Here is a 21277-nt window from a genome sequence, read left to right on the forward strand (position 1 = left end):
GGCTTCGGCTCAGGCAAGCAGGCCGGAGCTCTTCCACAGCCTGCGTCCCACCCCGTTGAGTACCCCGATGTCGTCCAGGAAGTCCGTCAGCCGCTTCGCGCCGGTCTGCATGATCTCCGCCCGGTGGCCGCTCGCCTTCACCTGGGCGACGGCCTCGCGGCGGTCCAGGCCGATGTTCTCGTACACCAGCGGGTTGATGAAGCAGACGGAGAAGACACGGGCCGCCTCGCCGCAACCGACCCGGGCGAGCTCGCGCTCCCAGCGCGGGGCGGTCACCATCTGGCGGCGCAGTTCCTCGCGGGCGTACCGGACGTGCCGTGCCTCCTCGACGACATGGATGCGGGTCACACCGCGCACCAGCGTCTGGACGCGCTCGTCCGGGAACGTCAGCCGTTGCATCCAGTCGAGGATCTCCTCGCCGAGCAGGGTCGAGGCGAACGAACCGGGCGTGGTGGAAACGGTCTTCAGTACGCGTGCGAGGTTGTGATAGACGCGCGGCACGGGATATTCGGGCGAACCGGTCCACTTGATCAAGCGGGCGAACATCATCGAGTGGCGGCACTCGTCGGCTATCTCGGTGAGTGCGTAGCGGACGTGGTTGCTGGTCACCGGCTTGTCGTAGATGTGCCGGACCAGCAGCTGCATGAGGATGATCTCGAACCAGATGCCCAGTGAGGCCAGTGACGCCGCCTCGTGCCTGGCCAGGTCCAGCCGCTGCTCCTCGGGCATCCTCCGCCACAGCGGGGTGTCGTAGAGCGAGACGAGCTCGGGCGGCCAGAACCACTTGCCGTCCTCGATCGCCGAGTCCCAGTCGATTTCCTTGTCCGGATCGAAGGAATGCTTGGCCGAGGATTCGAGCAGCCGCTCCGCGATCTGCTCGCGGTCCCGGAGCGGGCCGAGTGCATCGCGAAGCAACTGCACGTCGCTTTCGGTCACTGGCGTCATGGCTGGAGGCACCTCACACATGGGTTACCGGCGGTCACTTCTTATGAGACTCCATGTCAGCAAGGTCGTCAATCCCTTGCGTACGACTTGTTGACCCGGCGTCTACCAACGTGTGAACCTGCCAACTGACGCAAGCGTCAAGGGATTTGGGTTGACCGCCCCCATGTTGCCGGTCGGTCATATCGGAGCACGCAAGGCGAAAGGGAGCCGTCCGTGGCGACACACGACCTCTACACCACTGCCCCCGACACACCGTTGTGGCAGGTGCCCGCCTCCGGCGCCGCCCGCTTCAGCTGGGACTACGACGACGGCCGCGAACGCCTGCTCGCCCTCTACCAGAAGGGCAAGGACAAGCAGTGGGACGGCAACAAGCGCATCGACTGGTCCCTGGAGGTCGACCCCGCCGACCCGCTCGGCACCCCGGACGAAGGCCTCACCCTGTACGACACGCCGCACTGGGCGAAGATGACCGACAAGGACCGGGGCGAGCTGCGCAAGCACTACACCGCCTGGCAGTTCAGCCAGTTCCTCCACGGTGAGCAGGGCGCCATGGTCTGCGCGGCCAGGATCGTGGAGTCCGTCCCCGATCTGGACGCGAAATTCTACTCCGCGACCCAGACCATGGACGAGGCCCGGCATGCCGAGATATACAGCCGGTTCCTGCACGAGAAGGTCGGGATGCTCTACCCGATCAACGACAACCTCCAGGGCCTGCTCGGCGACACTTTGCGCGACTCCCGCTGGGACATGCCCTACCTCGGCATGCAGGTCCTCATAGAGGGCCTCGCCCTGGCCGCGTTCGGCATGATCCGCGACACGACGACCAAGCCGCTGCCCAAGCAGATCCTCGCGTACGTCATGCAGGACGAGGCCCGGCATGTCGCTTTCGGGCGGATGGCGCTGCGCGACTACTACAAGCAGCTGAGCGACGCCGAACTGCGCGAACGCGAGGAGTTCGTCATCGAGGGCTGCTATCTGATGCGCGACCGGCTCAGGGGTGTCGAGGTGCTGGAGAACTTCGGCATCGGCAGGCGGGAGGCCGAGGAACTTACCGAGCAGTCACCGTTTGTCCAGCTCTTCCGCAAGCTGCTGTTCAGCCGGATAGTGCCGTGCGTCAAGGACATCGGCCTGTGGGGCGAACGGCTCCAGAAGGCCTACGTCGACATGGGCGTCTTCGAGCTCGGCGACTCCAGCCTGGACCTGCTGATGGCCCAGGACGAGGAACTGGCCGAGCAACTGGACCGGGACCGTTTCGCGGCGGAGGAACGGGCCAGGGTCGCGGAGGTCGAGGAGGCGATAACGCAGGGGGAGTCGAGCCCGTCCGGGGAGTGAGAAGACAACGGCTGTCCGGCAGGGAGCGGGAACTCACAGCCGTGAGACGAATCCCCGCACCAGCTCCGCCACCTGCTCCGGCACCTCCAGCAGCATCGCGTGTGTCGCTCCGATGCCCTCGGCTGTGACGCCCGCCCGTTCCGTCGCCAGCTTCGTCAGATCCCGGGCCAGGCCCTGTCCGTACGCGTCCATCAGCTCGTCCAGCCACTCCAGGCCGGGCGTCGGCGGCACCCGGTGCAGGGCCCGGACAAGCAGCAGCGGGCAGGGGATACGACGGAACAGTGCGAAGAGATCGAGGGTGTCCATCGCGTCCAGCATCTCCAGGGCGCACTCCTGGGCCGGCAGCAACTGGAAGCCGCCGTCGGGGAGTTCTCGCACGCTGGCGCGGAACGATGCCTCGGCCCGCTCGTAGGGGATGCCCAGCCCCACGCTGTACGTGGCCTGTTGCTCGACGTACTCCGCGGGCATCCGCTGCGCCGCCGACGCCCGGGTCATGTCACCGATGTCGGCCAGCCGTCGGGCCACCTCGTCCGGGTCCAGCCCCGGGTACTGCGCGGGCGATCCCCACCAGAATCCGTCCAGGTTCACCGCCCCCGGCACCAGGCCCGGCCGCTCGGCCGCGTACAGCGCGGCGACCATCCCGCCCAGCGAATGCCCGACGGGGATCACGGGGCCCGTGATCCCCAGGGCGACGAGGGTCTCGTCCAGGTCGCTCAGTACCGCGTCGAAGGACCACGACGAAGAGGTGCTGAGGCCGTGGCCGGGCAGGTCGACGGCGAGCACCCGGTGGCCGGCGGTGAGTTGCGGGGCGACGGCGTCCCAGTCGGCGAGGGAGCGCGAGGCCCCGTGGAGCAGCAGGAGGGCCGGACGGCCGTCGTCGTCGGGGCCGCTGTGATCGCGTACGTGAAGAACGGTCATGGGGCCACGGTAGGACGCCAAAAGCGGCCCAACATCGTTCGACAGCAGGAGGGAACAGGGCACCTCCGGCGGCCATAATGGATGTATGCCATCCGCCGCCCCGGAAGGAGACGCGGGTGCGGTGGCGGTCGTTGTTGCGGCGACACTGTCGGGTCGGTTCGAAATCGCGTTCGCATGCGTGACGTAACGTGGTGCCATGACCATGCCACCGCAGCCGCCACAGGGCCCGTACGGGCCACCGCAGCCGCACCACGGCCCGTACGGGCCCCCGCAGCCCCAGCCCCAGTACAACGCGTACGCCCAGCAGACCCCGTACGGCCATCCGCAGCAGCAACTTCCGCCGCAGGGTCCGTGGGGGCAGCCGGGGTTTCCCGGCCTGCCCGGCGCGCAGCTGCCGAAGAAGAGGCGGACCGGACTCGTCATCGGGATCACGGTCGCCGTACTCGCGGTGGTGGGCGGGCTCGGCTACGCAGCCTTCAAGCTGGTGGATGCCGGCAACGCGGTCGCGGGCAGCTTCCCGTCGGCGGAGTACAGGCTCACCGTGGAGAAGAAGCTGCTGGACGGTGAGTTCACTCTGACTGAGGACATGTCGCAGACCCAGGGCAAGGGGGTCGAGGACACCTACGATCCCAGCATCCGGAATCCGAAGGCGGCCGTCGCGCAGTACACCTCACCCGAGGGTGGTGTGCTGGTTCTGTCCGGGATGTGGGGGCAGCTGCGGAACCCCGAGTCCGCGCGGGGCAAGATCCTTTCGGGGGCTGCGGAGGCGGAGGGTGCGACCCTTGCCGTACCCGCCAAGGAGTTCACCCCCGACGGATACGGCATCACGGTCGAGTGCCAGGTCGTGCGGCAGAAGACCGGCGGCGTGTCGAGCAGCCTCCCCATGTGCGCCTGGGGCGACGGAAACACGGGCGCCATGGTCGCCGTGGTCACGCCCAGGACCGCGATGATGGACCCGCAGTCCGTCGACCTGAAGCAACTGGCGGCGGACACCGCGAAGGTCAGGTCCGAGTCGCGGAAGCCGATCGGCTGATCAGTCCGTTCAGCCCGCAGCCGGGGCGGGTGCCGGGAAAGTCGTGCGTAGGGTGAACGCCCGCTTCGTCGAGCCGTGTTCACGTAGATGGCGCAGGCGCTCCTCGGCGTCCGGCATCGTCGGGCGCACGCCCGCCGGCACCCACCACAGGGCGGTCATGGCCTCCTCCACCCGCTCGAACCATTCATGACCGCACGGTAATCAGCACATTCTCCACCGCAAGGGCCATACCGGGCAGCGAGACGTCCGCCCCGCGCTGCGCGACCAATTGGAGTCCGACCGGGCAGCCGTTCGCCGTGAATCCGGCGGGCACACTCGCGGCGGGATGACCGCTGAGGTTGAACGCCCAGGTCAGCGCCGTCGAGTAGAGCTCGCCCGGACCGTCGTGGCCGTGCGTCGGTTGGGGGTGAGCAGCAGAGGGGTTGCGAGCTGCTGCCGGTTTGCTGCGCTGAAGTGAGTTGTGGTGAGCGGGAGTGGGTCCTGTCGGTGGGTTCGCGGGGTGGGAACGGGAGTTCCGGAGCCGAATGGGTGACCTTGGCGGTTGCTGCTCGTTGGGCTGGGTGGCAGGTGTCCGGGGTCGGTGGGAGGGGGCGGTGTGGTGGGTGGTTTGCGGGAGTTGGCGGCGCCGTTCGTGGTGCCGGGGCCTTGCGGGGTGGCGGTCCGGGACCGTCTGAAGCACCTCACGCCCCAGGACGAGAACGTGCTCCGCCTGGTCGGTGAGCATCAGGGCCGTCTGGCCTCGCGTGATCTCAAAGCCCGCTGCGCGGATGGTCTGGAGCACAGCGCGGACACCTGGGCGTCACGCAAGCGGAACCTGACCGCGCTGTCGTCGTCACGGATCGCGGGCACGATCACCAAGGCCACACACGACCAGTGGGCACTGGCCCGCCGCTGCCAGACCGCACACATCCAGACACTCGAAACCGCGATCAGGACGCTGCGCCACCGACTGTCCCTCCCGATCGGTACGCCGGGGACGAAGCGGGCCGCGGGCGGCTACCGCTCCCGGCGTGAGTGGTTCCACAAGTCCCGGCGCCTGGCCGCCCTGGAGGCGCGGCATGCGGCTGTGGTCGCCGACCGGCAGGCTGGACGGGTGCGTGTGGTGCGGGGCGGCAGACGTCTCCTCCACACCCGCCACCACCTCACCCAGGCCCGGCTGGCCGAGGAGCGGTGGCGGGAGCGGTGGGAGGCGGAGCGTTGGTTCATCGCGGCTGATGGTGAGTCGGGGAAGCGGTTCGGGAACGAGACGATCCGCGTCACCCCGGACGGCGAGGTGTCCATCAAGCTGCCCGCCCCGCTCACCCACCTGGCCAACACCAAACACGGCCGCTACACCCTCACCGCCACCGTCGCGTTCGCGCACCGGGGCGTGGAGTGGGCCGACCGCGTCACCGCGAACAGGGCCGTCGCCTACCGCATCCACCACGACACCGACCGCCGCCGCTGGTACCTCACTGCCTCCTGGCAACGCCCCCTTGTGCAGACCATCCCGCTGGCCACCGCCCGCGCCCGGGGCGTGGTCGGCGTCGACACCAACGCCGACCACTTCGCCGCCTACCACCTCGACCCACACGGCAACCCCATCGGCAACCCCCACCACTTCCCCTACGACCTCTCCGGCACCACCACCCACCGCGACGCACAGATCCGCCACGCCCTGACCCAATTGCTGCACTGGGCCAAGCAGACCGGTGCCGCCGCGATCGCCATCGAAGACCTCGACTTCACCACCGACAAGACCCGCGAGAAACACGGCCGCAAAACGCGGTTCCGGCAGCTGATCTCGGGTATTCCGACCGGCAGGCTCAAGGCGCGGCTGGTCTCCATGGCCGCCGAACAAGGCCTTGCGATCGTGGCCGTCGACCCTGCCTACACCTCGATGTGGGGTGCACAGCACTGGCAGAAACCGCTGGCCACCCCGCACCGCAGAATGTCCCGTCACGATGCCGCCGGCATCGTGATCGGACGCCGCGCCCTCGGACACCCGGTCCGGCGTCGGACGGCACCGCCCCCACACGACCGGAGTGATCGTGCGGGGCATCGGACCGCCCAGGCCAGGCCAGGCAACCGGGGGCGTGAGGGAACCCGCCCACCCGCAACGGATCACGCCCCTGGAGGCGTGCCGCCGAGCGGGACGCGAAAGCGGGAACCCAGCGCATCCAACACCGTTCGGGATGCGCCCAGAACGCAGCAGTGGGTCCAGGACCCACTCCTGCGCACTGGTTAGGAACGGTACGGGCGAACAGGGCGTCGAGCCGGAGGTCGTTCTCGCGCCGGATCTCCGCGGCGGCCGGGGACGGCTCCCCGCCCCGGACCGCCTGCCATGCCTCTCGCGGGTCGAGCAGCTCGCACGTACGGTCCACGAGCCGCACCACCCCGCTCGCCACGAGCCGCCGGGCCGCACGCCGGACGACCGACTCGACTTCCGGATCGACCTCCGCGTACCCCAGATCGGGGCTGAAGACAGCAGGGATCGGAAGGTCCGCCGTCGCCGGTTCGCAGCCGTCCAGGACACAGCGCAGATAGGTCTGGGCGTGAGCCACCGAGCGGGTCAGCACCCCGGCGGAAGCGAGCCCGGACCGGTCGGGGGAGGGCAGCAGGCCATTCGTCGTCTTCAGGCCGAACACCCCGCACCACGCCGCCGGAATCCGTACCGACCCCGCCCCGTCGCTGCCGGTCGCCAGCTCCACCAGATCCGCCGCGACCGCCACCGCCGAACCCGCCGAGGAGCCGCCGGGCGTGCGGTCGGGGCGCCACGGGTTGACCGTACGGCCGTGGGCGCCCAGCCCCCAGGTCTGCCACGGCGTGCCGGGGCCGGGCACCGAGGTCGCGCCGACCGGGACGCCGCCGGCCGCGACCAGCCGGCGGGCCGCGTACGAACGGATACCGGTCGACCCCTTGACCGCGAACGGCAAACCGGCCAAAGGAAGTTGACGTGCCTGCTCCTCGTCGGCGAGCGCCCTTCCGGGCCACACCTCGATGAACGCGCACAGGCGCGGATCCTCCCGCCCGATCCGCTCCAGTGCCCGGCCCACGCCCGCATCCGCCACGCGATCACGACCTCGCCCACGATTGTCAGCGGCGTCGCGGTGTCTGGGACCTCCGCCTCCGGCGTTGTCGTCAGTCGCCGACGCGCCGCGTCGACTCCCTCCTCCGCCTTGGATTCGAAGGCCCCAGACACCGCTCCTTCTCCCACTGCCAATCGTGGGCGAGGTCGTCAGTCTGTCAGGGCCGCCTCCATGACGGAACGGGCGATCGGGGCAGCGCTGCCACCGCCGCTGATGTCGGCCCGGTTCGCCGCGGCGTCCTCGACGACCACGGCTACCGCGACGGCGGGCTGCGTCGCGGCCGGCGCCTGTGCCCAGGAGATGAACCAGGCGTACGGCCTGCCCGAGTTGTCGATGCCGTGCTGTGCGGTGCCGGTCTTGCCACCGACCTTCACGCCGTCGATCGCGGCGTGGGACCCGGTGCCCCGCTCCACGACGTCGACCATCATCCGCCGCAGTTGCATGGCCGTCCGCCAGCTCATCGCCTGGTGGTAGGTGCGTGAGCCGTTCCGGTGGACGGTCGAGCCGCTGCTCGTGGTCGTACGGTCCACCAGATACGGGTACTTGAGGTCGCCGCCGTTCGCCACGGCCGATGCCACCATCGCCATTTGGAGCGGTGTCGCCGTCGTGTCGAACTGCCCGATCGACGAGAGCGCCAGCTGGTCGTCGCTCATCTCGGTGTCGAAGTTGCTCTTCGCCACCCCCGACGGGATCTTCAGCCCGGAGTCGTTGAAGCCGAACTTACGCACCGCGTCCACCATGTCCGTCAGCCCGACCCGCACCCCCAGCTCCGCCAGCACGGTGTTGCAGGAGACCCGGATCGCCTCGGCGAGCGAGGCGTTCTCACAGCCTTCCGCCTCATTGGGGAGCGTGGTCGTCGTACCCGGCAGCACATAGGGGGACGGGGTGTCGGTCCTGGCGTCGGGATCGGTGACGACGTCGGTGTCGAGGGCGGCCGCCGCTGTCACGATCTTGAAGGTGGAGCCCGGCGGATAGGTCTGCCGGATCGCCCGGTTGAGCATCGGCCGGCTCTTCGACGCGTTCAGCAGCTGCCAGGCGTCGGTGACGGACGAACCGGTGCCGGAGAGCAGCCCGGGATCGTACGAAGGGGTCGAGACCAGCGCCAGGATTCTGCCGGTCGACGGCTCGACGGCGGCGACCGCGCCCCGCCGCCCGCCGAGCCCGTTGTAGGCGGCGCGCTGCATCGAGTCCTTGATGGTCGTGACGACATTGCCGCCGGGCTGCTGGCTGCGGGTGATCTCGTTCCACAGAGGGAACGGGGCGAGCATCGAGTCGGTGCCGGAGAGGATGTCGTCCTCGGCGTTCTCGATCAGGGTCGTGCCGTACGTCTGCGAGGCGTAGCCGGTCACCGGCGCGTACAGCGGGCCGTTCTTGTACGTGCGCTCGTACTTGAGCTGCTCACCGGTGTTCTCGGAACCGGTGACGGAGTTGCCGCCGACCAGGATGTTGCCGCGCGGCTGGCTGTAACGGGTGATCGTGAGACGGCGGTTGGCGGGGTTGTCGTTCAGGCTGTCGGCCTGGAAGACCTGGATGCGGGCGGCGTTCAGCAGCAGCGCCACGAGCAGGAGCAGACAGAGCGCGGCGGCTCGGCGGATGTAGCGGATCACGGCCTGGCCTCCGGGGCTCGCGGCGGGTACGGGATCACGGCTCGCGGGTACGGGATCACGGCTCGTCCTCCGCCACCGGCGCGATGACTCCGGTCTCCACGTGGTCGGGGTGGGGTCTGCGGGCCTGGTCGCTGATCCGGATCAGCAGCGCCACGATGATCCAGTTGGTGACGACGGACGAACCACCCTGGGCGAGGAACGGCATCGCCATGCCGGTCAGCGGGATCAGCCCCATCACCCCGCCCGCGATCACGAACACCTGGAGCGCCAGGATCGAGGCGAGGCCGATCGACAGCAGCCGCCCGAAGGTGTCGCGCAGGGCGAGGCCGGCCCGGTATCCGCGGGCGACCAGCAGCGTGTACAGCAGGAAGATCGCGGTCAGCCCGGTCAGACCGAGCTCCTCGCCCGCGGTCGCCAGAATGAAGTCGGACTTGACGGCGAAGCCGATGAGGATGGAGTGACCGAGCCCCAGCCCGGTACCGAGCATCCCGCCCGCGGCGAACGCGAACAGCGACTGGGCCAGCTGGCTGGGGCCCTCACCGGCGGCGATGGAGGCGAACGGGTCGAGCCAGTCCTGGACCCGGCTGTGCACATGCGGTTCCAGGGAGCCGACGACGAACGCGCCGACGGCGGCGAGCACCAGGCCCACCGCGATCCAGCCGGTCCGGCCGGTCGCCACGTACAGCATGATGACGAAGAGGCCGAAGAAGAGCAGCGAGGTGCCCAGATCGCGTTCCAGGACCAGCACACCGACGCTGAGCAGCCAGATCGCCACGATCGGGCCGAGCACCCGGCCGGTGGGGAGCTGGAGCTTCCAGATCTGGCGGCCGGTGTAGGCGAGGGCATTGCGGTTCGCGGCGAGATACGCGGCGAAGAACACGGCGAGCAGGATCTTGGCGAACTCGCCCGGCTGGAAGGAGAATCCGCCGATCCTGATCCAGATCTTGGCCCCGTTCACCGCCGGGAAGAAGATCGGCACGATCATCAGGACCAGGGCGGTGGCGACCGAGAGATAGGCGTACCGCTGGAGCACCCGGTGGTCGCGCAGGAAGACGACCACCGCGATGAAGAACGCCACGCCGAGCGTGGACCAGATCAGCTGGGTGGGGGCCGCCTGGTCCTTCGGTGTCTCCAGGTCGAGCCGGTAGATCAGCACCAGGCCGAGCCCGTTGAGCAGCACGGCGATGGGCAGCAGCAGCGGATCGGCGTACGGGGCACGGAAGCGGACCGCGAGATGGGCGAGGAGGGCGAGCAGCCCGAGGCCCGCGCCGTAGGCGGCGACGTCGGGCGGGACCGCGCCGCTCCTGGCCAGGCCGACGGCGGCGTAGCCGTAGACGGAGATGAGGACGGCCCCGATGAGGAGCAGCAGTTCGACTCCGCGCCGCTTGGGCAGCCGTAGATCGGGCGGGGGTGCGTCCGCCGTCGTTGCGGTCATGCCACGCAACGTAGCAAGTGGTGGTGTCTATGTCCCTTATGTCATAGCGGGTATGTCTACCGATATGTTCATCGGGGTCTGCGTGGTGGCCGGTGCCGGCGCGGTGTGAGCCGACGGCCCTCATTCCTTGTACGGCCTCTCACCCATACGGCGCCTCACCCCTTGTGCTGCGGCCCGGATTCCGGATCGTCCCGGCTCTCCGGCGCATCGTCGCCCGGTCGTACGTACTCGGGGAGCGTCAGCCGGGCCACCGCCCCGCCGTCCTCGGCGTTGGAGAAGGCGAGGTCGGCGCCGATCACCTCCGCCTGGCCGACGGCGATGGTCAGCCCGAGCCCGTGTCCCTTGGCGCCGCCCTCGGTACGGAACCGCTGCGGTCCGCTGTGCAGCAGATATTCCGGAAAACCCGGACCGTGATCGCGTACGGTCACCACCGGCCCGTCGATCGTCAGCACCACCGGGGGGCGGCCATGCTTGTGCGCATTGGCGATCAGATTGCCCAGCACCCGCTCCAGACGCCGCTTGTCGGTCTCGACCTGTACGTGCGCCTGCGGTCGCCCTGTGCCCGTCTGTCCGAAGCGGACCTCGGTCTGCGTTCCGGAGGCGCGCACCACGCGTTCGACGAGCGGCGCCAGTTCGTGGACATCGAGATCCCCGTGCTCCGTATGGGTGTCGAGCCGGGAGATCTCCAGCAGATCCTCCGTCAACCCGCGCATCGTCCGGACCCGGTCCCGCACCAGTTCGGACGGTCGCCCCGGCGGCAGCAGTTCGGCGGCGGCCGAGAGGCCGGTCAGCGGGGTGCGTAGTTCGTGCGCCACATCGGCGGTGAACCGCTGCTCGGTCAGCAGCTTGTGCTGGAGCGTGGACGCCATCGTGTCCAGCGCACCGGCGACAATCGCCACCTCGTCCTGCGGGCGCGAAGGGTCCGCCGTACGCGGGTCGTCGACGCGGGCGTCGAGGTCGCCCGCACTGATCCGGCGGGCCACCTGGGCCGTCTGGTGCAGCCGTCGGGTGACCCGGGTGACGGCGAACGCGCCGACGAGCAGGGTGGCGCCGGTGGCCAGCAGGGAGGAGCCGACGATCGCCCCGTCGAGATCGTTGATCGTGCGGGCGCTCTGGCTGTAGTCCACCTCCGTGGCCAGCGCGCGGCCGTCGGCCGGAGCCGCCGCCCACATGACCGGACGTCCGTTGTGATAGGCGACGCGCGTGCCCCGCCGACCGCTGACGGCCAGGGCGCGCAGGGAGGCGGGCAGCCCCGGGGGATCGATGCCGGAACCCGGCGGTAGTGGCTCGCCCGTCTCGTACGCGACGGTGACGCCCTCAAGGCGGGTCAGCGCCTCCGCGCGGGCCTGGCCGACCGTCTGACGGGTCACCGCGGTGTGGACCAGCACGCTCAGCAGCGCCGCGAGGGCACAGCACATCACCGTGATGAAGACGGCCGCCTTCCAGGTGAGCGTCGCGGTCCAGGAAGGCGCGCGCGGCCTGCGCCACTTCGTCCCGCCCCGCCCGGCCCCGTGCCGCCTCATCGGCGCTCGGCGGACACACCGTCGGGCGGTGCGGCGGTGGGGCCGGCGGTCGTGGGCCCGGCGGTCGGCCGGGTGGTCGGGGGGTGCGGCTGCGGGGCCCGGGACGCGGGCATCCGCAGGATCTCGTCCCGGGCGGGCAGCATCGCGTGCTGCCGGCCGTCCCAGGACCAGGCGGTGCGGTACTCGTACCCGGTGATGGCCGATGGCACCCGCATGATCAGATCCCGCCCGGCCAGCTCGACGCTGATCACGGCGTCCGTGGTGGACAGGATCCGGGTCAGCCCGCCCGCCTCCGGCATGTAGACCCGTACGGAGAGCTGGCGTCCGGGCATCCGGATGCCGAGCACCATCTCGTCCTTGCCGTCGCCCGTGAGATCACGGTAGTAGGGCTGCAGCACGGGACAGGAGGCGGGCTCGGTGCGGCACGCAAGGATGTGGCGGACGGTGTCGGCGGGGAGGTCGGCCGAACCGCTGGGCCGGTTCGGCCGGGCCTTGAGACCGGCCTGCACCACCGCCACTGGGTTCAGACGGTGCACATCGCCGTCCGGCACCGATATCCCCGGGATACGTGCGGTCTCGCCCTCGCCGTAGTCGTACGGAGCGGCGGAAGCGGGCGGCAGTTCGGGCCAGAGCCTGGCGGGCCCCACGGCATCCGGAACCGGTCCGGCGCTCCGCAGCCCGCCGCCGGTGTTACAGCCGGCCAGCAGCACTGCGCCGACGACGGCCCCGAGGGCCGCCGCCGCGCGACACCGCACCCGGCGATGTGGACGCATGAAGCCCTCCCTTCCCGCGGTCCATGCCTCATAGACCTTATTCGGAAGGAAGTCCTTTTTACCTATTTAGTACCTATCGGTTTCGTGCCGGGGCGGGGCGCTGTTCGGGTGCTGCTTCAGTGCTGGTAGGGGTTCTGGCCCTGTCCGCCCGGTGCGTATCCCGGCTGTCCCTGCCCCTGCCCCTGCCCCTGCGCCTGCCCGAACGGATTGCCGTTCTGCGAGGCGGCATGCTGCGTCAGCAGCTGTTCGGCCTGCTCCTTCGGGATCTGCTGCTCCCCGCCGCAGAACGTGCACTGCGTCGCGAACTTCGTCGAGAACGGGAACAGCGGCACGAAGAACAGCGTGAACTTGGTGACCCGCTTGCGCAGCGTGTGCGCGGCCGGATTGCCGCACCAGCCGCAGACCATCGTCAGGACGGCCAGTTGGTACAGATAACCCCGCGTACCGAAAATGATCACGTTGTAGGTCCCTTCCCCGGATGACCCGAAAGCGCCTGACGGCAGAGCGCCAGCAGCTTTTCGTCCTCGTATGTGTCGTGGCTGCCGTATCCACCGTCCATCGCGTTGTGACGGCGTGCGGAGGCGAGCTCGGCGCTCAGCACACGCGCCACGTCCGACCCTGCACCAGCGATACCCATCCGCGCCAGACATTCCGCCACCCGGACCCTGATGTGACGATTCTTCTCCCAGGCCGCCAGGAGCACCGGCACGGACTCCTCGGCGCGTCCGGACACGTCCCACAGCGCGATCGCCGCATCCACCCGCAGCCACAGCTCCTCGTGCCCGAGCAGTGCGCGCAGCCGGGGCGCGGTCACCGCCGCCCGCGTCCCGAGCCTGCCCAGCGCGTTCACCGCGGACCGCCGCTCGTGGACCCGCTCCGCCTGCAAGCCCTCTATCAGCACCGGGAGCACGGTGTCGGCATCCCCGTCGACCGCCCACAGGGCCTGAGCGACCTCCGTCGCCGAAGTGTTGCCGGGGCGGCGCAGCAGCGTACGCAGCTCCGGTACGACACTGTGCGCCGCGGGCCCGAACGAACCGAGCGCCCGCAGAGCCGCCGTACGCAGCCACTCGCCCCGGTAATCCGGCGCGCCGCGCAGCACCCGCAGCACCTCCGGCATCGCCTCGTGCGCCCGTAGCGCGGTCAAGCCCGTGAGCAGCGGGCTCACCCGGTCGTACGCCCCCTCGTCGAGATGGACCTCGCCGAGCCTGCGGCGCAGCACAGCGGTCAGCGGGGCCGCTGCCACCCCCATACAGTCGATGGCGAACCCCACATCGTGCGGCACCTCGGGCCGCTCCAGCGCGGCGGCCAGCGCGGGCACGGCGCGGGCATCGCCCAGCCCGGCCAGCGCCTTCACCGCACTGCCGAGCCCCGGAGGCCCGCTCGGCCAGTCCTGAACCCACGCGCCGGGGTCCGCCGCCACCCGCGCCGCAAGCGCGTCGGCGGCGGGCGCGGCGAGACCGAAGAGATCCTCCAGCACATGCGCGGCAGCCTCGGCCAGCCGTGGCTCAGGGGTGGCGAGCTGTTCACCCACCAGCCGGACCAGCTCCTCGTACGATCCGCGCCACACCCGGACCAGCCCGCTGCTCATCCGGAGCGCATCGATCCGCTGCTGGTGGTCGGGGCTGCGCAGCTGATCCGTCAGCAGCGCCGTCCGCTCGGCGACCCGGTCGTCGAGCCCGACATGCAGCGTCCGCAGCAGGTCCGCCGTCCAGGGGACGGAGCGCCCCGAAGTCCCTTCGTCGGACAGCGCCCGCAACTGCCCCACGGTCACAGGCGCGGCCCGCTCCTCGACGGGAGGCTCCCCGGCCGGCTCCGAATGCGCGTCGACAGCCGTGACCGCCTCGGCCGCACCGGCCTGCGCATCGATCGCGGGAGCCGCCCCGGCCCGGCGCACCGGCACCGAGCGCAGCTGCCGCAGCAGCCCCGTCACCACCCGTACGACATCACCCGGCAGGGCATCCGGTGCGCACCGCGCCAGCTGGGCCAGCGCGGCCAGCCGCAGCCCTGGCGGGAACCCCTCACCGGCCAGTCGGGTCAGCCAGCCGGCCACCTGTCCGGCCAGCCCCTGATGGCGCAGAGCCACCCGCCCGGCGGCCTCGACCAGGGCGAGCCGTACCTCCTCGGCCGGCTCCACCGGCAACCGCTCCCGCAACAGCGCGAGAACCCGCACGGGGTGGCTGTGGAGCGTGGCGAGTGCCAAGGGCGCGGCGAGCCGCACGCCCCGGTCCTCGTCGGCCATCAGCTCGAAGAACACCCCGGCGCCCACGGTGACGGCGGTCGCCGCCATCGCGTAGTTCGCCGCGGCCTCGATCTCCTCCTCGTCGAGCTCGTCCTCGTCGTCCCCGTCCAGATCGATGCCGCCGATGCTGGTGAGCAGCTCGACGATGCTGCCCCGGTCCCGGATCCCCGGATCCGCGACCAGCTCGAAGAGAAAAGGAATGCAAGCCAGCGTGCAGGCGTACACATCGCCCTGGTGGTGGACGGCCCCGTACATGCCGTCCAGCGCCGCCTCGCGCTCCGCCGGATCGGCGGACGCGAGACCCCGCAGCATCGCCGGCACATCATCGGCAGGCCCGTAGGCATGCTCCATCGAGGCCCAGTCGACCTCGTCGATCCCTGCGAACACGCCATCGCCTCCCCACACAATTCCACCAAGCAGTGTCTGCGAGGAGTGTGCACCACGGCTCGGACGTTCCGCCCTCGACATGCTGTCTTTTCCTGACGGACATGACAAGATCGTCCGCTATGCGCTATGCGCTCCGGGGGCGAATTTCGGACGTGTCGATCGACCGATGGAATCAGCCCGTCCGGCGATCGAGGGCCGGACGGCGGTCGGCGCCACCCGGCTCGGGCCCCGCCCGCCTTACCGCCCGGCGGCCGGCAACCGCCGAGCCCGGTCCGGGTCGATGAGCGGCCCCAGCAAGTCTCCGTACCGATCCAGCCGCGCCCCCATGTCGCCGGCCAGGAAGACCAGATTTCCCGGGTTCCGGCACTCCTCGATCTCCGCCCAGGTGACGGGCGCCGAGACGGTCGGTTCGGACCGGGCGCGCAGCGTGTAGGGCGCGGCGGTCGTCTTCGACGCCGCATTCTGGCTGAAGTCGACGAACACCTTCCCCGGCCGCAACGCCCGCGTCATCCGGTACACGACCAGCTCCGGAAGGTCCTGCCCCGCCTCGACGGCCAGTCCTTTCGCGTACGCCGACACCCGATCGGCGGGGGTCGGCTCCAGCGGTACGAGCAGATGCAGCCCCTTCGACCCCGAGGTCTTCCCGTACGCGCGCAAGCCGTCCGCCGCCAGCCGCTCGCGCAGCCACAGCGCCACCGTGCAGCACTCCACCACGGTCGCGGGTGCGCCGGGGTCCAGGTCGAACACCATCCGGTCGGCGATCCCGGGAGTGTCGGCCTGCCACTGCGGGGTGTGGAATTCCACCACCAGATTGGCCGCCCACATCAGCGAGGCCAGGTCCTGTACGACCACCTGTCTGGCCTGTTTGTCCTCATGGTGCGGCACGGCGGTGGTCCGTACCCAGGACGGCGTACCCGGCGGCGGATTCTTGGTGAAGAAACGCTGCCCGTCCGGCCCGTCCGGATAGCGCAGGAAGGACACCGGCCTGTTGTGGAGATGCGCGAGCAGGACCCCCGCCGCGGTGGCCGCGTAGTAGTGGAGCACCTCGCCCTTGGTGGTTCCGGTGGCCGGATACAGCACCTTGTCGAGATTGCTGAGCGCCAGCCGCCGCCCCTCCACCTCTGTGATCGGCGTCATACGATAAGAATCACACGTTTCCTGGATCTAAAGGTATTGATACGGACACAAGGGGTGAATAGTGCGGTCCATCTGGAACGGCGCCATCTCCTTCGGGCTGGTCAGCATCCCGATCAAGCTGGTCAACGCCACCGAGAACCATTCGCTCTCCTTCCGCCAGATCCATCTCGCCGACGGCGGCCGGATCCGCTACCGGAAGGTCTGCGAGATCGACGAGCAGGAGGTCACCGCCGCCGACATCGGCAAGGCGTACGAGGACGCCGACGGCTCGGTGATCCCGATCACCGACGAGGACCTCGGCTCCCTCCCGCTCCCCACCGCCAAGACGATCGAGATCGTCGCCTTCGTGCCGGCCGCCTCGATCGACCCGCTCCAGATGGACGCGGCGTACTACCTCTCCGCCAACGGGGTCCCGGCGGCCAAGCCGTACGTCCTGCTGCGTGAGGCGCTGAAGCGGAGTCAGAAGGTCGCCGTGGCGAAATACGCGCTGCGCGGCCGCGAACGGCTCGGGATGCTGCGGGTGGTCGACGATGTGATCGCCATGCACGGTCTGCTCTGGCCGGACGAGATCCGCAGCCCCGAGGGCGTCGCCCCGGAGATCGAGGTCACGGTCCGCGACGCCGAACTGGACCTGGCCGACGCGCTGATGGCCACCCTCGGCGAGGTCGACATGGACTCGCTCCACGACGACTACCGCGAGGCGGTCGAGGCGCTCATCGCGGCGAAGGCGGAGGGCCGGACCCTGGAGCCGGCGGGGGCGGACGCCTCGGGCGGCGGCAAGGTCATCGACCTGATCGCAGCGCTGGAGAAGAGCGTCCGGGCCGCGAAGGAGGCCCGTGGCGAGGAGCCGGAGGCCGGGCAGAAAACGGCGGAGGCCACCGTAGCCGAGGTCACTTCGCTCACCGGCCGCAAGAAGTCGGGCGGAACCGGGGCGAAGAAGAAGGCCGCGGCGTCCACCAAGAAGACGGCCGCGAAGAAGCCGACGCCGAGCAGGGCGCCCGCCAGGAAGACCGCCGCACGGTCGACGGCGAAGTCGTCCGCCAAGACGACGACGAAGAAGACCACCGCGAAATCGGACACGTCGCCGGCGACGACGCCGGCGACGAAGAAGGCGGCTCCTCGCAAGCGCGCGTCGGCCTGAGGGCGTGGCACGGAAACGGGCCGGCTCGCGAGGACGGACGTCACGCCACGGCGGACACCTTTGGCTTACGCAGAGTCGGATAGAGGGCCAGAGCCCAGCCCACAAGAGTCGCGCCGAATACAACGTTGATCACGAGGATCAACCACCGGGTCCTTGTTGCTCCGGTTGAAGGCGATCAGCGACGGCAGAAGGTACAACGCCGCGCCGATCACAACGGCTATAGCGGTCAACACCGTTCTCATGGAGGCCCTTTGCTCGAAGAATCGGCGCGGTAACTGCACATGGTCGAAGCTGCTGAGGCCGCGTCACGTGTGCGGGCGCAGGCTCGGCCCCCTCGCCCTGGACCGAACCCGGACCGGCGAAGGCGCGAAGGCACGAATGACCGACTGACCACAGGTCGCACGGTTCCGCGCCTATGCTCGCTGGATGGAGCAGAGCGAAGTAGTGAAGCGTGTGGTGGGAATCCTCACGGAGGCGGGCGAGATCCGCCGGCTCCTCGAAGAGAACGTCGACCGTGACGACGTGGAAACCGATTCGAGTGTGGTGACCGCGCTCCTGAACGAGACGATGCCCCGGATCACGATCCCCGAGGACGCCTCGATCGAAGAGGTCGCGGCCCTCGTCGGGCGGGAGGTCGGCGGCGCGGTGGAACAGCTGGTCGGTGCGTTCACCCTGGCCTTCGCCATGCTGGCCCAGGTGCACGACTCCGGGCAGACGGACGTGTCCTCCGCCGACGTGCTGCAGGACCTGGCGCTGCGAGCAGAGCAGATCGGCTCGGGCGGCCCGGAGGATGAGGACCCGTAGAACCACACGGCAGGCTGTCACCCACGCGGCCACGGACGCCCGTCGACGCTCTCGGCATCGCGGTTGGGGCGGATGGTCCGGAACGACGACGGGGCGGCGTACGCCGACGCGGTGTCGGGGTACGCCGCCCTGGAGCGGGACGAGCTGGGGGTCGCGGCCTGTAATGCTGCCGGCCCGCTACTTCGGGTCGCGGTTGAACAGCGACTTGGACCAGACGTAGCCGAGCGCGGCCAGCCCCAGGCACCAGACGACGGCCAGCCACCCGTTGTTGCCGATCTCGGTGCCGAGCAGCAGGCCGCGCAGCGTCTCGATGGCCGGGGTGAACGGCTGGTACTCGGCGATCGGCTGGAACCAGCCCGGCATCGCGTCGACCGGCACGAAGGCGCTGGAGAGGAGCGGCAGGACCATCAGCGGCATCGCGCTGTTGCCGGCCGCCTCGGCGGTCGGGCTGGACAGGCCCATCCCGACCGCGATCCAGGTGAGCGCCAGGGAGACGAGCGCCAGCAGCCCGACCGCCAGGATCCACTCCAGGACGGTGGCGTTCGTGGCCCGGAAGCCGATCGCCACGGCGACGGCCCCGACGAGCACCACGCTCATCACGCACTGGAGCACGCTGCCGATGACGTGCCCGATGAGCACCGAGCCGCGGTGGATCGCCATCGTGCGGAAGCGGGCGATGATGCCCTCGGTCATATCCATGGCGACGGACACCGCGCTGCCGATGGTGGTGCCGCCGATGGTCAGCATCAGGATGCCCGGGACGACGTACGCAAGGTACTCGGACCGGCCGGCATCGCCGTCCCCGATGCCGGCGCTCATCACATCGCCGAAGATGTAGACGAACAGCAACAACAGCATGACCGGCGTGAACAGCAGGTTCAGCGTCATGGACGGGTAGCGGCGGGCATGCAGCAGATTGCGGCGCAGCATCGTGGACGAGTCGCGTACGGCAAGGGAGAGGGAGCTCATCGGACAGCCTCCTTGGGCTGGTTCGGCTGGTCGGTGCTGCCGGTCAGGGCGAAGAACACGTCGTCGAGGTCGGGGGTGTGCACGGTCAGCTCGTCCGCCTCGATGCCGGCCGAGTCCAGCCAGTCGAGGACGGAGCGCAGCTCGCGCTGGCTGCCGTCGCTGGGGATCTGCAACGACAGCGCCTCGTCGTCCCTGGTGACCTCGCGCAGAGCGGAGGCGGCTGACTGGTACGCGGCCGGGTCGGTGAAGCGGAGCCGGACGTGTCCGCCGGGGATGAGCCGCTTCAGCTCTTCGGCGGTGCCCTCGGCGGCGATCTTGCCGTCGTGGAGCACGGCGATGCGGTCGGCGAGCTCGTCGGCCTCCTCCAGGTACTGGGTGGTGAGGAAGACGGTGACGCCGCCCGTGACCAGCTCGCGGATGATCTGCCACATGTTGTGGCGGGAGCGCGGGTCGAGGCCGGTGGTCGGCTCGTCGAGGAAGATGATCCGCGGGTTGCCGACCAGCGTCATGGCGATGTCCAGGCGGCGCTTCATACCGCCGGAGTAGCTCTGGGCGGGCTTCTTCGCGGCGTCGACGAGGTCGAAGCGCTCCAGCAGCTCGGCGGTGACCCGCCGCCCCTCGCGCTTGGACAGGTGATGCAGGTCCGCCATGAGGAGCATGTTCTCCTCGCCGGTGATCAGCCCGTCGACGGCGGAGAACTGCCCGGTGACGCCGATCGCGGCACGCACCTCGTTCGGTGATGTGGCGATGTCGTGGCCCGCGACCTGGGCCTGCCCGCCGTCGGCGGTGATGAGCGTGGACAGGATCTTCACGGCGGTGGTCTTGCCGGCGCCGTTGGGCCCGAGCAGCGCGAACACGGACCCGGCCGGGATGTGCAGATCGATGCCGTCGAGGACGGTCTTGTCGCCGTACGACTTGCGCAGACCGGTGGTGGAGACGGCGGCCGGCGACGGGTGACCGTCGCCCCGCCTGGACGTGGGCATGACAGATGAAGGCATGGTGCCCTCCGTTCGAAGGCTGAAGTGGATGAGGGATGGGGCCGGTTGAGGATGTGGCGCTCAGGCCTTGGCGCGGCGGATGTCGATGTTGCCGTGCCGGGTGCGGGCGCGGACCTTGACGGTGTCCTCGGTCTTCTCCGGCGTCTCGGACGCGGTGAGCGTGTTGCGCACCTGTCCGGAAACCGAGCTGACGTCGAGCCAGGCGGCCGTGCCCTCGCGGACGCCGACCTCGATGGCACCGTAGGAGGTCTCCAACTGGACGGTGCCGCTGGCGACTTCGCCCAAGCGCAGAGTGCCGTGGGCGGTGGTGGCGGTGACCGAGTCCTCGGCGCGCCGGATCTCGATGTCGCCGTTGGCGCCGCTCACCCGCAGCTCGCCGGTCGCGGCGTCGACGGTCGTGGTGCCGTGCGAGTTCTTCAGGACGGCGGGGCCGTCGACGAGGCCGATGCGCAGGCTGCCGGAGCTGGTGGTGATCTCGGCCATGCCCTCGACCCGGTCCACGGTGATCGAGCCGTGCGACGCGGTCAGCTTCAGCGGGCCGGTCGCGTCGAGGCGGACGTCCCCGGACGAGGTCTTCACGCGGACCTCGCCGAGCCGGCCCTCGCCGAGCACCTGGGTCCAGGCGCCGGTCATGTCGACGCGTGAGCCCGTGGGCAGTTCGACCGTCACGTCGACGGTGCCGGTGCGGCCGAACATATTGGACTTGGGCGTCCTGACGGTCAGTACGCCACTCGCGTACGTGACCGCGGTCTGGTCGGCCGCCCGTACGTCCTGGTCCCGCTTCGGGTCGCGGGGCTGCACCTCGACGACGGTGTCCGTGCGGTCACCGGCGGTGAACTGGATGGAACCGGCCTCCACGTGCGCCGTGGCCGAGATCGGTTCGGGAGTGTCGAAAGAAGGCATGGCTGTCCCGTCCTCGTGAGTCTTCAGGACGTCCCCGCTGGTGGGACGTGGTGTGGGTGAGGTGG

Annotated in this window: 17 protein-coding genes and 3 pseudogenes; 5 read left to right on the forward strand and 15 right to left on the reverse strand. The window is 69.9% G+C overall.

The features are described from left to right. Positions 1 to 9 precede the first annotated feature (9 nt). Positions 10 to 945, reverse strand: coding sequence for a diiron oxygenase (locus ACH4EW_RS10765; RefSeq protein ID WP_398254281.1), 936 nt, complete (start codon positions 943 to 945; stop codon positions 10 to 12). Positions 946 to 1158: 213 nt separating this feature from the next. Here ACH4EW_RS10765 and ACH4EW_RS10770 point away from each other — a divergent pair, with 213 nt between their 5' ends. Then, complete coding sequence (locus tag ACH4EW_RS10770) at positions 1159 to 2277, forward strand: ferritin-like domain-containing protein (RefSeq protein ID WP_398254283.1); 1119 nt, start codon at positions 1159 to 1161, stop codon at positions 2275 to 2277. 33 nt (positions 2278 to 2310) lie between these two features. Here the strand turns inward: ACH4EW_RS10770 and ACH4EW_RS10775 are convergent, their stop codons facing one another. After that, positions 2311 to 3195 (reverse strand): alpha/beta fold hydrolase, encoded by an 885-nt coding sequence (locus ACH4EW_RS10775; RefSeq protein WP_398254286.1) that lies wholly within the window; start codon positions 3193 to 3195, stop codon positions 2311 to 2313. 196 nt (positions 3196 to 3391) lie between these two features. Between ACH4EW_RS10775 and ACH4EW_RS10780 the strand changes: the two genes are divergently transcribed. Then, positions 3392 to 4228, forward strand: a complete 837-nt coding sequence (locus ACH4EW_RS10780; RefSeq protein ID WP_398254289.1) for a hypothetical protein — start codon at positions 3392 to 3394, stop codon at positions 4226 to 4228. 9 nt (positions 4229 to 4237) lie between these two features. Here ACH4EW_RS10780 and ACH4EW_RS10785 read toward each other — a convergent pair. Beyond that, positions 4238 to 4414: pseudogene (locus ACH4EW_RS10785) on the reverse strand (DUF3291 domain-containing protein); the annotation flags it as partial. Further along, positions 4413 to 4654: pseudogene (locus tag ACH4EW_RS10790) on the reverse strand (amidase family protein); the annotation flags it as partial. The pseudogenes ACH4EW_RS10790 and ACH4EW_RS10785, both read right to left, overlap by 2 nt. A 172-nt stretch (positions 4655 to 4826) precedes the next feature. Here ACH4EW_RS10790 and ACH4EW_RS10795 point away from each other — a divergent pair. Then, the gene (locus tag ACH4EW_RS10795) at positions 4827 to 6455 is read left to right on the forward strand and encodes an IS200/IS605 family accessory protein TnpB-related protein (RefSeq protein WP_398254799.1); all 1629 of its coding nucleotides are present in this window, start codon (positions 4827 to 4829) and stop codon (positions 6453 to 6455) included. Here the strand turns inward: ACH4EW_RS10795 and ACH4EW_RS10800 are convergent. The 8 genes and pseudogenes from ACH4EW_RS10800 to ligD all read right to left on the reverse strand — a co-directional run. Then, positions 6406 to 7263, reverse strand: a pseudogene (locus ACH4EW_RS10800) (amidase family protein); the annotation flags it as partial. The gene ACH4EW_RS10795 and the pseudogene ACH4EW_RS10800 sit on opposite strands and share 50 nt — an antisense overlap. 182 nt (positions 7264 to 7445) lie before the next feature. Next, positions 7446 to 8903 (reverse strand): penicillin-binding transpeptidase domain-containing protein, encoded by a 1458-nt coding sequence (locus ACH4EW_RS10805; protein ID WP_398254291.1) that lies wholly within the window; start codon positions 8901 to 8903, stop codon positions 7446 to 7448. Between the two features lie 55 nt (positions 8904 to 8958). Continuing rightward, the gene (locus ACH4EW_RS10810; RefSeq protein WP_398254294.1) at positions 8959 to 10338 is read right to left on the reverse strand and encodes an FtsW/RodA/SpoVE family cell cycle protein; all 1380 of its coding nucleotides are present in this window, start codon (positions 10336 to 10338) and stop codon (positions 8959 to 8961) included. Positions 10339 to 10493: 155 nt separating this feature from the next. Next, positions 10494 to 11861 carry an ATP-binding protein gene (locus ACH4EW_RS10815; protein WP_398254296.1) on the reverse strand — a complete coding sequence of 456 codons (1368 nt, stop codon included), beginning with the start codon at positions 11859 to 11861 and terminating at the stop codon, positions 10494 to 10496. Further along, entirely contained in the window at positions 11858 to 12634 is a 777-nt protein-coding gene (locus ACH4EW_RS10820; protein WP_398254298.1) for a hypothetical protein, read from the reverse strand. Before ACH4EW_RS10820 ends, ACH4EW_RS10815 begins: the two co-directional genes overlap by 4 nt. 116 nt (positions 12635 to 12750) lie before the next feature. Further along, entirely contained in the window at positions 12751 to 13092 is a 342-nt protein-coding gene (locus ACH4EW_RS10825) for a zinc-ribbon domain-containing protein (RefSeq protein ID WP_398254300.1), read from the reverse strand. Beyond that, positions 13089 to 15260 carry a HEAT repeat domain-containing protein gene (locus ACH4EW_RS10830; RefSeq protein WP_398254303.1) on the reverse strand — a complete coding sequence of 724 codons (2172 nt, stop codon included), beginning with the start codon at positions 15258 to 15260 and terminating at the stop codon, positions 13089 to 13091. The genes ACH4EW_RS10825 and ACH4EW_RS10830 overlap by 4 nt, the downstream gene beginning before the upstream one ends. 237 nt (positions 15261 to 15497) lie before the next feature. Beyond that, positions 15498 to 16397, reverse strand: coding sequence for a non-homologous end-joining DNA ligase (gene ligD / locus ACH4EW_RS10835; protein ID WP_398254306.1), 900 nt, complete (start codon positions 16395 to 16397; stop codon positions 15498 to 15500). Positions 16398 to 16458: 61 nt separating this feature from the next. Here ligD and ACH4EW_RS10840 point away from each other — a divergent pair, with 61 nt between their 5' ends. Together ACH4EW_RS10840 and ACH4EW_RS10845 are read left to right on the forward strand one after the other, a co-directional pair. Next, a complete protein-coding gene (locus ACH4EW_RS10840) occupies positions 16459 to 17538 on the forward strand; it encodes a Ku protein (protein WP_398254309.1) in 1080 nt (359 codons plus the stop codon). A gap of 426 nt (positions 17539 to 17964) precedes the next feature. Then, complete coding sequence (locus ACH4EW_RS10845) at positions 17965 to 18342, forward strand: hypothetical protein (RefSeq protein ID WP_398254312.1); 378 nt, start codon at positions 17965 to 17967, stop codon at positions 18340 to 18342. Positions 18343 to 18519: 177 nt separating this feature from the next. On the opposite strand, the gene ACH4EW_RS10850 is transcribed toward ACH4EW_RS10845, so the two are convergent. The 3 genes from ACH4EW_RS10850 to ACH4EW_RS10860 are packed head-to-tail and all read right to left on the reverse strand — an operon-like array spanning position 18520 to position 21212. After that, the gene (locus ACH4EW_RS10850; protein ID WP_398254314.1) at positions 18520 to 19311 is read right to left on the reverse strand and encodes an ABC transporter permease; all 792 of its coding nucleotides are present in this window, start codon (positions 19309 to 19311) and stop codon (positions 18520 to 18522) included. After that, a complete protein-coding gene (locus ACH4EW_RS10855; protein WP_398254317.1) occupies positions 19308 to 20309 on the reverse strand; it encodes an ATP-binding cassette domain-containing protein in 1002 nt (333 codons plus the stop codon). Before ACH4EW_RS10855 ends, ACH4EW_RS10850 begins: the two co-directional genes overlap by 4 nt. A gap of 60 nt (positions 20310 to 20369) precedes the next feature. Next, a complete protein-coding gene (locus ACH4EW_RS10860) occupies positions 20370 to 21212 on the reverse strand; it encodes a DUF4097 family beta strand repeat-containing protein (RefSeq protein WP_398254319.1) in 843 nt (280 codons plus the stop codon). Between the last annotated feature and the right edge of the window lie 65 nt (positions 21213 to 21277).

This window comes from Streptomyces sp. NPDC018000 (genome assembly GCF_044328025.1).
Classification (GTDB): Bacteria; Actinomycetota; Actinomycetes; order Streptomycetales; family Streptomycetaceae; genus Streptomyces.